The 13,888-nt window shown below is 50.2% G+C and carries 5 protein-coding genes and 1 pseudogene; 1 reads left to right on the top strand and 5 read right to left on the bottom strand.

Annotated features, from left to right (window positions below; all coding sequences use genetic code 11):
- Nucleotides 1-105: 105 nt before the first annotated feature.
- From AC3WRW_RS24700 to rpoZ, 4 genes and pseudogenes are all read right to left on the bottom strand, one after another.
- Entirely contained in the window at nt 106-3,138 is a 3,033-nt protein-coding gene (locus tag AC3WRW_RS24700) for a glycoside hydrolase family 2 TIM barrel-domain containing protein (RefSeq protein WP_492548899.1), read from the bottom strand.
- Entirely contained in the window at nt 3,139-5,760 is a 2,622-nt protein-coding gene (locus tag AC3WRW_RS24695) for a DUF5054 domain-containing protein (RefSeq protein ID WP_492548898.1), read from the bottom strand.
- Between the two features lie 309 nt (nt 5,761-6,069).
- Nucleotides 6,070-11,268 carry a glycosyl hydrolase family 95 catalytic domain-containing protein gene (locus tag AC3WRW_RS24690; RefSeq protein WP_492548897.1) on the bottom strand — a complete coding sequence of 1,733 codons (5,199 nt, stop codon included), beginning with the start codon at nt 11,266-11,268 and terminating at the stop codon, nt 6,070-6,072.
- A gap of 275 nt (nt 11,269-11,543) precedes the next feature.
- Nucleotides 11,544-11,742: pseudogene (gene rpoZ, locus AC3WRW_RS24685) on the bottom strand (DNA-directed RNA polymerase subunit omega).
- Between the two features lie 131 nt (nt 11,743-11,873).
- Between rpoZ and AC3WRW_RS24680 the strand changes: the two are divergent.
- The gene (locus AC3WRW_RS24680) at nt 11,874-12,428 is read left to right on the top strand and encodes a permease (RefSeq protein WP_492548896.1); all 555 of its coding nucleotides are present in this window, start codon (nt 11,874-11,876) and stop codon (nt 12,426-12,428) included.
- A 288-nt stretch (nt 12,429-12,716) separates the two neighbouring features.
- Here the strand turns inward: AC3WRW_RS24680 and AC3WRW_RS24675 are convergent, their stop codons facing one another.
- On the bottom strand, nt 12,717-13,283 hold the full coding sequence (locus AC3WRW_RS24675) for a dihydrofolate reductase family protein (RefSeq protein WP_492548895.1): 567 nt from the start codon (nt 13,281-13,283) through the stop codon (nt 12,717-12,719).
- Nucleotides 13,284-13,888: the final 605 nt, after the last annotated feature.

Genomic DNA, 13,888 nt, shown 5'->3' with positions numbered 1-13,888 from the left:
GGTCCCCCTTCTACAAAAAAGAGAGCGCCCCGGCGACGATAGCGCCTGCCCGGGTTAAAAATCCCAGTCAGATCGCTTATTCAGGGAAACGCTCTGTTCTAAAAGCTACTTGTCCGTCAAAACAGGCAGCAGCCGGATGGCAAATGCAAATTCCTTTTCTTCCAAACGATAAGCCGGCAGCAGATCCGGTCCGCAGGAATTGGAGCCGGAACCGCTCATTTTGTAATCCACATGGAGGATCGTCTCTTTGCGCTTCGTCAATTCGTGCGGGTGGCCGGCTTCTTCCAGCTGTTCCGGCGTATAGTGCGCCGCATTAAAGGAAAATTCGCGGTCGCCGTCGATTTTCAGACCCATGCCGAGCGCATTCGTGACCAACAGCCACTCCGTACCGTAGCGGGAGCCGTTCTCTTGCGGCATCAAATAATTTTCAAACAACTGATCGACCGACGCCGCATACTTGCCCTTGCGGACGCTTCGGCGTTTGTCAATATACGATTCGTGCGGGCCGTTGCCGAAATACTGGACCGCTTCGTAGCCTTGCGGCATCGTAAGCTGTAAGCCGTAGCGCGGCAGGAACGGATAATCCTCTCGCACCTTCACTTGGTTCTGCAGGGCAATTTCCCCCGTGCCGTCGACGGTCCAAAGCGCCGTTCCGTGCAAAATCGGGTACTTGTGGTGGCCGCCGAGCGAATACCGCACTTCAATTTTCACCCATGTATCGGCCGTCTCCACGACCTTTGCCTCGTAAATGTGGATATGAGCGCGTTCGTACCCATTTTCCCGCCACTGGGATTTCACGTTGCGGTCGTTGTCAATCGGCGCTCGCCAGATCGCGAACTTGGTCGGCTCGCTGATCATCTGCACGCCGTGCTTGGAGATGCGGACGAACGCGCCGCCAAAGAGATCGAACACATACTCGAAGTCGAAGCCTTCTACCGTCACACGGTCATCTTCCTGAAGGACGCGGATCGTCGAGATTGGGGACGGCTTCTCCGCTTCCAGCTTCGCAACCGGCAGTTCGAACTGCTCGAACGTCACCTCATGCCCTTTGGCCGACCAGAATGTTTCTTGCTTCTGCTCCAGCACCAGCGTCAAGAAGTAGCGTTCGCACGCCGCTTCCGGGAAGCTGTAGCCCAGCGTAAGCGTCTGCGTCTGATGAGGACCTGCCGCAAGCTCGGTGACTTCGCCCTGCTGTACCGTCTCGCCGTCCTTCTCAACTTTCCAGAACAGGGAAAGATGCGAAAGGCCGATGAAATCGTACAGATTAGTCAAACGAATACGGCCCTGCTTCAAATCGTCGGCTTCGATCCGCACCGGCGCAATCACCTTCTTCAATTCGAGCAAGCCCGTATGCGGTGTGCGGTCCGGATAGACCAGGCCATCCATGCAGAAGTTGCCATCGTTCGGCTTGTCCCCGAAGTCGCCGCCGTACGCGTAGAACGGCACGCCGTCCGGCGTTTGCGTTCTCACGGAATGATCGCACCATTCCCATACACAGCCGCCCATGAGCTTCGGATATTTGTAAATGACATCCCAGTACTCCTGCAGATCGCCGGGGCTGTTGCCCATCGCATGGCTATATTCGCATAGGAACATCGGCTTCGCAGCTTGCTCGTCGCTGGCATAAGCTTCGATTTCCTGCGGCGACGCGTACATGCGGCTTTCCATATCCAGACAGGAAGTGTCCGGATGGCCTTTGTACCCAGGCGCTGCGCTTTCGTAATGAACGGGGCGGGAAGCGTCCCGGCCTTTCGTCCACCGGGCCATCGCGATATGGTTCACATCGTATCCGGCTTCGTTGCCCATGGACCAAATCACGACGGACGGATGGTTTTTATCCCTTTCGACGAGCCGCTGCGCACGGTCTACAAAAGCCCGCTCCCACGCCGGGTTTCGGGTGAGCTGGTGAATGTCCGCTCCGTTCCCGCCGTCCCCGCCCGTGCTGAGCCCGTGGCACTCCAGATCGGCTTCGTCCACCACATAAAATCCGAAAGTATCGCACAGGTCCAGGAAGCGCGGATCGTTCGGATAGTGCGCCTCCCGAATCGTGTTGATGTTATGCTTTTTCATCAGCATCAAGTCCTGGACCATATGGGCGTACGGAATCGTCTGCCCCAGCTCCGGATGCGAATCGTGGCGGTTGACGCCCTTGAGCTTGATCGCCTTGCCGTTCATGCGGAATACGCCGTCCGTGATGTCGATTTGGCGGAACCCGACGGAGAAATGAATCACTTCTTCGCCGCTCGTCAAGAACAATTGATACAAGTACGGAGCTTCCGCGTTCCACAGCACCGGGTCGTTGACCGCAAGCTCGATGGAGCCTTGGCCGTCTACCGTTGCGGTTCGGCTCGCCACTGGGTTGCCAGTCGCATCCCTTAACTCAGCCTGCACCTGGCATGCGCCCACCGTCTCCATTTCGCTGCGCAACACGGCACGACTGAAATCGGCGGACAGCTCCTGCTTGTTGAACACGTCCCGGATATGCGCTTCATCCCGCGCAAGCAGGTACACGTCGCGGAAAATGCCGGAGTATCTCCAGGCGTCCTGATCCTCGATGTAGCTGCCGTCGCACCATTTGAGCACCAGCACGGCCATGCGGTTTTTGCCAGGCCGGACAAACGATGTAATATCGAACTCGGCGGACATCCGGCTGCCTTGGCTGTAGCCGACAAATTGGCCGTTCACCCAGACGTAGAAGCAGGAGTTCACGCCTTCGAACACGACCCGCTTTGCTTTGCCCTCCCATTGCGGCGCCAGGTTGAATTCCCGGACGTAAGCGCCTGCCGGATTGGCATTTGGCACAAACGGCGGATCGCAAGGAAACGGATAATTGATATTCGTATACTGAGGCTGGTCGTAGCCGCTGACTTGCCAGCAGGAAGGGACGAGCAAGTCATCCCATGCGCTGACATCCGCACCTTCCAGATAGAAACCTTCCTCTACCTCTCTAACACTCGTATGGTATCGGAATTTCCAGTTTCCGTTCAGCTTCTGGTAGAAAGGCGATTTCCCTCTCGTTTTCGCCAGAGCGGCTTCGGCATCGCGGTAAGGAATATAGTACGCCCTAGGGGTAAGTCTGTTTACTTCCAGCACATTTAAATCTTCCCAATATTTCTCGATCTGCTTCAAGTCAATCACCTAGCCTTTATTAATATGTTCAATGAATTGCAGCTTGATCGTTACGATTTCCTTCGGGGCGAATTTTACCGCTAGAAGGCTCGCCACCTCGGCGCGTACTTCCAGCTGCGCCTCCGGCTCTTCCAGCAAATTGCAGGCATGCGCCGAAGCCAATTCGCGGGCGAAAGCCAGCTCGGCGTGCTGCGGCTCGTTCCAGGCGTTTTGCAGGCGCAGCACATAGCCGCTGCCATCTTCCGCCGCTTTGAATGCCAGCAGCACGATGCCTTCGGTGCCCGCTGTCAGCAGCGAGGAGCGCGCAGCGCTTCCTTGGAAGCCGCGTACCGTTTTCACAGGGTGGCTCCACTGCTCCAGCTGCTTCCAGATTTCGCCTTGCTGCCAGTCCCCCTGGTGCAAGACAATGCGGAAGCTGTACGTGTAGCTGCCTGCCATCCACTGCGGGAAGTTCGTACCCCATTGGTTGTTGAACAGGTTGAAGTACAGCGAAGGCCGCTCCGGCTGATACGACTTGCTGTAGGCGAACACACCTTTCTCCCCGATGGAGAATAGCGGCGTATCTTTCGCCAGGACGGCCAGACCTGCCCCGCCATCCGTCACATCGACCCAGCCGTCCCCGCAATGCAGGCGATGGTTGGCGCCCCGGACGATATCTTGCGTCGGGTCTACGACAGCGCCCAGCTTCTGGAAGCGGTAGCCGGGCTCCCCGGCTTGCAGATGGAAGCCGACGAAGCCTGCTTCGGCGAAAGCCGTGGCCGCTTTGTCATTCAGCTCCAGCGTGTAGTCGAAGAACGCCTGATCCGGCTCCAGCTTGAGCAAGATGACGACGCTCTCCGCATTGCCGAACTCGGTGCGGCTGGCCGCAGGCGTGCTGAACGTCAAGCGGATCGTGCCGGCTGCAGCGTCATTGGCCGTTTCCAAACTGTCCAGCTTCAGTCCGAATTGCCGGTGCCCGATGCGCGGATAGCCCGGCTTGCCAAAATCGTTTACATACCAATCCATCAAATCATAGGCGTAATCTTTCACGAATTGAAGAATCTCTTCTTTGCCGTAAACATCATATTCATAGGCGCCAAAAGGTACGCCAGGGGCTGCCCATTCCTTGCCGCGAGTCTTATCGAACAAGCGGCAAATCTCGCCCGTTGCGGTATCGACTTCGATCCGCAACTGTGCATTTTCCAGCACCGCCTTACCGTCCTCGGTACTGGCGATCCTCACTGCGGCTTCGCCTGCGCCGGACACGGCTTGCGGCTCATACGCATATGTGCGGTAGCCGCAAGGCTCCAGCAGCGGAATCCGCACATCGCCGGACATTTGCACCGGCAAGCTGTCGCCGGTGCTCAGATCGAGCAGGCGACCGCCGGACACATTGTCGAGGTGAACCAGCTCGTTCGGTCTTGCCCAAGGCGACGGGTTGAAAATCCCGATGACCGGGGATTCCCCCTGTTCGTCGACACTTTGGTAAGGCGTGATCCGCTCGGCAGCCGCCCGGGCCTTTTTCACGTAAGCGCGCTTCTCATCCCAAGAAAGCTCTATCTTATCATAAGTTTCGGGGAACGCTTCCCTGTCCCGTGCAATCTCTTCCTTCGTAAACGCCCGCATGCTGTTCCGTCCCGGAATCAGCAGCAGTTTCACGTCATGGCCCCACGTATGCTCACCGAACAGCAGCGATTCGCGGTACGCCTTGTCGATATCCGCGCCGTATGCGCCTGTCGCTTCGCCCTGCTCCCACTGCTGCAGCGCAGCCATGGTCTCCAGCGTCGTGGTCTCGCTGCGCAAGCTTTGAACCTCGGACACTTCCTGCGGATACGAGCCGATTCCGTGAATCCACGTGTCCGCCAAATCCTTGCGCACGACCGGGATGTCCGTGTAGCCTCTGCTCAGGAAATCCGCGGCAAAGTCGTCCATCGTGCCGATGACCACACGCGTATTCGGATACGACGCCTTCACGGTTTCAAGCAATTCGGTAACGACCTTGCTGTCCTGCGGCCCGATGTTGTCATGTGTCTGCAGCAGCGCCATCCAGACCGGGTACTCCCAGTCGTCCGGTGGCAGCAGACTTGTGCCGTACTCGCCTTTGGAGTAGAAGGTCAGCACCTGTTTGCCGTCCGGCCCTTCCCAATTGAACAGTCGCGGTACCTCGACAGGCTGCGAGCAAGCGTTGACTCCAATGTGCAGAAACTCGATGCCCGCGCCTTTGAGCAGCGACGGCAGCATCCAGGTGTGGCCGGGCACGTCCGTCATTTTGGCGGAAATAACCTTCTTGCCGAACTTCTTGCCGAGGCGCGCCGACATGTAGAGGCCACGAATCCATTCTTCCAGTCCGCAAAACTCCGTATGCGTCGTAAAAGGAAGACCGTGCCAGCTTAGCTGCCCGTCCACAACCAATTGCTCGATCCGCTCCCGAATGCCTTCCTCGGCATGGATCAGCGTCTCGTCCAGCACCCATGAAGGAACCGTCCATACAAAGCGGTGTCCGGGCTCAAAATGCTTCGTGCCTTCACAGATCGTCAAAACGTCTTTTGCCATATCCTGCGTGTACTGCTTGACAATGTTGCTCGGCAAGTCGGTAAAACCGAGGTCAACGTGCGTTTTAAATACTACATATATCGTATCCAAAGGCTTCATAAACTGCTCCTCCAATGATGCTTCACTCATCATAATAGTTTTGTGGTGATGCTGCTGAATCTCAGTTGGACAATATTGATGTCCGTGATTGGATAATATTGACCAGATCAACCATAATTTAGTTAAGCGCTTAACCCAATCTTACAACATAACCTGACTCGGTTCAATATGCCTTTTCAAAAAAAATATACGGAATCAAAACAAATAAGCCAGTCAACGGATACATTCCGACGACTGGCCAATTAATTTGTAAACGTATTGATTTTATTACATTCGAAGATTGCTCGCCTCTACGTTAAGTCTGCTGTTCTAATTCAATATTTTCCTAGCAATCACAACAAGATCCTCAATGTCAATCCTGCCGTCGTTGTTTAGATCATATTTTTTGTAATTAGACCAGTCTGGATCATCGGAGGTCTTGCCGTAAGCCGCAGCAATGATTGCCAAATCGCCAATAGAAATTCGACCGTCTCCATTCATGTCGCCAGGCTCACTTTGAATAACCGAATCGATAAACGTTTGCATAGCTGCTCGGAGTGCGCTAACTGCTTGCTCGATTTGTTGCTGAGTGGCCGCTGTGTTATCTAATACGCCTTGGGCTTCATGAATCGCTGCTTGCAGTAAGGCTTTGGAGCCTGCCGGATACTGCCCCGCCATACCGCCCTCAACAGCGTTGTTATGAACCCCTTGTGCTTCAGTAATCAGATTGCTCAGTACCGATTTGTCAATCACACTGATTTGAACCTCATGTGAAGATCCGCTGCGTGTCGACTCATCACCTGATTTGTTCGCTGTTATCAGCTTACTGATGGCAATGGTAGTAATTCCAGCCGTGGCCGAATCTTTTACTCGGAAGCTTAGCTTCAATAGACCGTCCATCTGTTGCGGATCAGCAGCATTCAAATGGGCAAGAAGAATACGTACGGATCCAGCTGTCCTATTGTAGCCGGCAACAATGACTCTTTGATCATCCATAGAGACTGGTGGCGCAATCAATTCCAATTGATTTGGATCATAGGAAATAGTAATGTCCTGTGCTTTTACTTCATCTTGCACGTTGTTCAAACTATAGGTCAGATCGAATTGCTGCCCGTTGGTTCCTGTATGCGTTCCGCTCAAGTCAGCCCCGCCCGAAACCAAATGGACCGCAATCGTTTGATCTTTCGTCGCTTCGAAGCTTCCGGTTTGTGGCGTATACCCCGGCTTGCTAACATTGTAGATATATGCTCCGCCAGCTGGGAGCTTGTATGTTGTTCCATCCGTGCTCGGGCTGTATAAGTATCCTTCTGCGTCATTTATCGTAACCAAAGCATCCGCAGGAGTAATATCGAAATACACATTACGATAAACTGTGGATATCTCATTTGCCTGCAGCACACCTAATGTTGCGTAGGAAAGGTTAAAGTTGCCTTGCGGCCAGAACAAGTAGACATCTTTTGTACCTTTCGCTTCTTGTACCTTGGAGGTGCTCACTTCCGAGAGATTCATCCATCCGCCAGTAGACGCACTCGTATTTAAAGAAGCGACGGTTGTGGCTGATGCAACGGTGCCAACACCAGGATCGGCTACCCGGATTTGCATCTCTCTTGTTCCTTCGGAAGGAGAAGCATAACCAACGGCAACATTCTGCAGGCCATCCTTCAGATTGACATTACTGAATTTCAGCCAGCCATTCGAGCTTACAAATTCCACCCAATCGTTGGAGAATGTCATTTTCCCATTGCTGTTAGTACCGGCCGATTCGCCATTTCGATCGATCCCTCTAAGCTTGAGATTTTGGATGCTTCCCTTCACAATCCGCACCTGAAGTTGTTTGGATTTGCTCGGATCCTGAATTGAAGCAGCAATGACTGTAATATCCTGTGTTTCAGCACCTTCTTTAATCGAAAGAATGCCGTCATTGCTAAGCTTAACTCCCGAGTAGCTACCTCCCAAGCTCCATTTCACTTGTTTGCTGCCCGTTTGAATAGTGCCATCGGAATAGAGTACGGATGCTGTGTAGACTACATCCCTCCTGCCCGTTGCAGGCAAAGAAACAAGTGTATTGCCTAATACATTGATACCTGTAATCTGGCCGGATGCCGGCCCCGTAAAGAATTGCAATGATCTCAGGTTGCTTGGACGCGTAAATGAAATAAATAGGTCATGTGTGCCGCTCACTTTTGCAGACAAGTCCGCAGACAAAGCTTTATAGACGTTCAAATTACCCGTATTTTCAACAAGAATACTGGCAACTGCGTCTCCGTCCGGTTTATCCAGCCGCAGCTCAACTTTGCCCAACTCCTCAGGAGTTGTCTTGGTGGAGGCAACCTGGATAACAACTCTATCTGCACCGCCTTCTCCGAATTGAACGTTTTTAAACATGGCATAATCGCCAACAGCTGCATCTTGTAGAACAACAGCGCTCTTAGTGATATTTCCGTAGAGGAAATCCGCGTCAACCGCATTCATGACCCCATACGGATTATGCGAAATGGCAGATTCTTGAATGTCGCTGAAAGTGTACACAGCCCCTTTTTGGGCCTGAAGGACAATGGTATTGCTGTCCAAGATCGTAAAATCAACAGACTGACTGCCATTTTTCACAGTAGCCGTACTTAAATTAGGCCCTTTAACTGTAATCAAACCCGTACTTCCGGTCTTTAAGACCGCGGATTTAAGATTAGACTTCTCCCAAGCCATATCGACCTCTACATTGCCTCTTGCCTTCAGTCCGGATACGCTGCCCGTGTTCCATTTTGAAGGAAGCGCAGGCAGCAATTCTATGCCTCCGCCCTGGCTTTGCAGCAGCATCTCAGTCATACCTGCTGTTGCTCCGAAGTTGCCGTCAATCTGGAATGGCGGATGTGTATCGAACAAATTACTTAGCGTTGATTCGTAAAGAAGCTCCTTGAGCAGCTTCTGCGCACGATCGCCGTCTCGCAAACGAGCCCAGAAATTCAGCTTCCACGCTTTGCTCCATCCTGTAGCACCGTCGCCACGGGTATTGAGCGTAACTTTCATTGCCTCCACATACTTATTTTCCTGTTCGCTGCGTCCCGCAACAATTTGATTACCCGGATGAAGCCCGAACAGCTGGTTCGTATGACGGTGACCGTTGTCTCCCGTGATATCCATCGCGACTTCGTCTTTCCATTCCATAAACTGTCCGCCCAGCCCAATCTTCGGACCTGCAAGGCGAGACTGCGCTTGTTTGATTTCATTTAGCTCCGAACTGCTGATGTTCAAAACATTGCTTGCCTTGATCACATCGTCAAAAATTCCCCATACCACGCTTTGGACTTCAGTAGCGCCTAACGAATATGCGCCATGCTCAGGCGAATAGGACGGATTCGCAACCAATGTGCCGTCGCGCGTGTCCTCCCATAACGTATCTACCCAAAATAAAGCGGCGCCTAGCAGAATATCATAATTGTCCCTCAAAAAATCTTCATCCAAAGTAAATAGATAATGCTCCCAAATATGCATGGCTAACCATGCTCCGTCTTCCGGCGAGAAAAATGCACTGCTTGTTGCCGGAGCGGTATTTCCCCAGATATTGTTCTCATGGTGCGTAGTCCAGCCTCTAACCGGACCGCCCGCCGGTGTGACATAACCGTGCTGTGCGCTTATGCTTCCTCTAGGAACCAAACTTTTAATATATTCAATCATAGGCATATGGCTTTCTGAAAGGTTGGTTTGCTCGGCGAGCCAGTAATTCATCTGCAGGTTAATATTGGCATGATAATCCGAGCTCCAAGGAGGATTCGTGCCGCTCGCCCAAATGCCTTGCAAATTCGCTGGCAAGGATCCTTCTCTTGACGATGAGATTAACAAGTATCTTCCAAACTGATAGTATAGCTGTTCCAGATATCGGTCCTCATACGAAGTGTTAGACCTGGCGTATCCAGCCAGCAATTGATCTGTCGGCTTGTTGGGGAATGGTACATTCATTAGGTTTAGCTTTACGCGATCGAACAGATGCTGATAATCGCTGACATGTCTATCAAGCAGTTGATCGAAGCCTTTCTCTGCTGCTGCCGCCAGTCTGGAGCTAACTGCGAGAAGAGGATCCTTACCGGTAAAATATTTAAACTGGTCGTCCATGGACTGCTGATAATTGGTTCCTGCCGCCATCAGAATCAGGATCGAATCTGCGTTTTCCACTTGTATTCCGTTGTTCATGGCAACTGCTTTTCCACCGGTAGGGATAACTTTGATTTGCTGTGCAAAGTGTAAGGTATTGTCAAAATTCGTGGCTGCGCCTGCCTTATCATGGTCACTCGGCCAGCCCGTCATGGTTATCGTATCTCCTGCAGATGAAATGCTCTTCTTGGTTTGGGCTGATGACACGCTCACAAACTGGCTCAGCTTCCCAGAACCGGTAGAAGACAAGCGAATGGCCATCACATTGTCGGGATAGTTGACAAAATACTCCTTTTTCATAAGTACATCGCCTTGTTGATAAGATACACGAGCCATACCATTATTCAAATCGAGCTCCCGCTTGTAGTTCGTAACCGCTTGGTCGGGGGAAACGGAACTATCGTCAACCATTGTGAACTCTGACATTTGAAGTGCTTGATTGCTTCCGTACAATGCCGTAACTTTAAGTTTAAAATATTTATATGAACCAGGTTTGTCCAGCTCAAACGTCTTCGTTTGATTTCGTCCCGCATTCACAAAGTTGGTAACTGAAGCGATCGTCTCATAGTTGACGCCGTCATTGGAAGCGGATAGTGTCCAGTCTTTCGGATCTCTGCCTTGCGTATCATTTCCTGTCGTCAAGGAATAGGATTTGGTTGTAAAGGCTTTGGAATAATCCCATTCAATCACATATTCGGAGGCTCCGGCATAACCATCAGCAAAGTATTTGGTGCTCGTATTGCCGTCGAACAGCTTTTCAATGGTCTCACTCGAGTTTTTGGTGTTATTTTGCGCGGTATATATCCTCGTTATGGACGGCTTAGCCGTTTTGAGATCCTGTAACCAGATGGAGCCTAGCTCCTGATAGGATCCAAAATTTTTCTTCGTGCCGATAAGTCCGCCTGTTTCCGTTGACTCGACGCCGTTAATTAGACTCGTAAGCGAGCTAGGATTGCTATAATTGCGTGCTATGACATTGCCATTCGCATCCTTGTATGGCGGAGTTCCTTTTGAAAATTCCGTCATCAAATCTTGGAGTTGTTTCCTGGCCTTCTGCAAATTATCATGCTTATACTCCGCAGTATCTTTATGACCGCCGTTATAAGCGGCGTTGGCACCGGGACCTCCAGACCAAAGTGACTTTTCATTAATGAGAATTTGATCCTTCTCAGCGCCGCCAAATACCATGGCTCCCATAAACCCATTCCCCAATGGAAGCGCTTCCGATTCCCAGCTGGTTGCAGGCTTGGTATACCATGCCTTGAGCGGAACTGTGCTCGAAGGATCACCCGAGGTTTCCCCATGAGCGGTTTCCGACGCGCCAATGAGGCCTGATACAGCCATCATGGCTGCTAGGGTAGAACAAACGAATTTTTTCAGCATTCGACCTATTCCTCCTTACATTCTCCATATTCACTTTCCACTTTCCAGATAAAGCAATTAAACGAACAACTTACAGAAGCATGCTAGAACATAACAACCTCCAATTCCATTGATCTTTATATCCTTCGGTAAATTCACTTCAAACCTATTATATCTTTGACCGTAATCCAAAAGAGTGGAAATTCTTCCTGAAAAAAGTGTATTATTTAACTTACTAATTTTCTCGGAATTTATTACGCATCAGTCCTGTAGATTCAAAATGAAAAGAATGAGTGCTAAATGGATAACAAGAAAAATGATGCCGTTTCTGGTAAAGATAAAAGCGCCACCGGATTTCTCCGGTGACGCTTTTTGCCTTTCAAATCAGATTTAGCACCATCACGCAAAGATCTTGCTCTCATGGAACGAAGCAACAACTAGCGAATACTTGCTATCTACGATAACAAGTAGTTTATCAATTGAAGGATATAACAATTTTTAACTTGACGTTAATTGCAAAAACTAATATGATTAGTTTATCCAAAAACTAACTATATTAGTTTTGTGTCTCGTTGTATAGTTTGTTATCACCTAAATCCAGTTCATTTAATGAGAGGAGAGTTCTCATGTTTGCCGGACATTTTGGCATAGCCGCAGCTATGAAGGCCAGAGCTCCCGAGGTTCCGCTGTGGGCCCTGATCGTCGGTACGCAATTATATGATGTGCTCTTTCTGCCCTTATCTGCGTTGGGCCTCGAGTCGTTGGAAGGCGAAGGCTACGGAGGGGCATTCATCACAGCCTTCTATTCACACGCCCTCGTCAGCGCCATAGTAATTGCGCTTTTGGCCGCTTTGCTGGCCGGAATCCGATGGGGTACTAGGACGGGAGTGATTCTTGGTCTGGTCACTTTTAGCCACTGGCTGTTGGATTGGATTGTCCATCGTCAGGACCTGCCTGTTCTTCCTGGCAATCTGGGCAATCTTCCGCTTATGGGGCTAGGGTTGTGGACGATACCAGCGGCCAGCTTGACGCTTGAAATCGCAATTCTCACCACAGGCATATGGTTGTATTTCTGGTATGTCTGGAAGAAAACCGGCCCTGGCAAACGCGTGATAGGCATAGCCAAAGGCGCGGCGATGGCACTTTTTCTTGTCGCCACGTTGGTAATTGATGTGATGTGAAAGCACTTTACGCTACCTTTAGTAAAGCTTGTAACTGTTGGATTCGCTGACTTTTGTAATATATCGTGTGATTGCCCAAGATAAGAATATAAGTAATTTATCCTTATGCTCATTACAAACTTCTCTGCTATAATCCCTTTTATTGAATGAAACAGGGAGCAACTGCCGCGGCATTTTGCTCCCTATTTTTGATTGAACTAAAGTTTTCAGTAATCAACTCATGTCAAATGAGGTCCAACCAGCTTCAAGTATTTTCATTTGAAAATCCCTGAATTCTTTCATTTCATTTCATTTCTCCAACTCATAGCGAGTCGCGATAATGCCCGACTTGAGCGTTCGGCTGGACAGCAGCTTGAGCCTGATTTTCTCGCCGCCGTCGAATACCGATTTTCCGTCGCCAAGGATCACCGGACAAATTGTAAGCAGGAATTCGTCGATCAAGCCGAGCTCAAGCAGCGTCTTCGCCGCTCCCGGGCTGCCAAAGATGACGAGATTTTTGCCAGGCTGCTCCTTGAGTGCCTTCATTTCCTCGACGATATTGTCCTTAATCAGCATCGTATTGTTCCATTCCACCTTGTCCATCGTCCTGGAAATGACAATCTTCTTAACATCCTGCAGCCATTTGGCATGCTCGATATCGTGTCTCGACGCATTCGGATTGTCCAGCATCGTGGGCCAGTAGCTCTCCATCATCCGATACGTCGTGCGTCCATAAACGGGAGCTCCAACTTCGGCTACGATTTCCTCGGCGTATTTCTCTAATTCCTCATTGTACGGAATCCAATCGAGTCCTCCGTTCGAATCCGACGCATACCCGTCCAGCGACACATGCATGAACAATACAAGTTTTCTCATGTCCGTTTCTCCTTTGATTTCGATTTATTTTGTTCGATTTTTTGGGCGTTAGCCCGCGTTTCATCCTGCTGTTACGTTGATTATAAATCATTACGTCACGTAAGGTTCAAGTAGAAATTTAAGACAACGATATTACGCGAAACTGCCCGGTAGTTGAGAAAACGGCAGCCTTAAATTCAGGTTGCCGCTACTTTAAAAGATCTTTGTAATTTTGTGGGAAGTCATCCTTATTCGGTCCTCTAACATCAACTCCAGTAGCCGATATCCTGTATCTGTCCAGGTAAAGGAAGTGTATTCATTAGCGTATTCTGCCCATTTTCAGATTTATCTTGTTTAATGAACGGACTTGGAGGATATACGATGGAAAATTGTGGTACTGAAATATTAGCTGAAAGGGACTGCTTTTTATCCCTCCTAAAGGATCTAAATAAGAAAACTAAGCCTACCAGAATTATAAGCCCTGTAGACCAGGAAATAGCAAAATTATTCTGATAAACCATAATCAAACCTAAACAGATTAAAGTTAATTCCAATTGTAATATTAGATTTATTCAATGTATTTTTCCTTTTTAATAATTTAATTTGCACTAAAGTACTCTATTAAT

The organism is Paenibacillus sp. FW126-R14 (genome assembly GCF_058789495.1).
The sequence above is the reverse complement of the archived record's forward strand: the minus strand, read 5'-3'. Positions and strand labels throughout refer to the sequence as shown.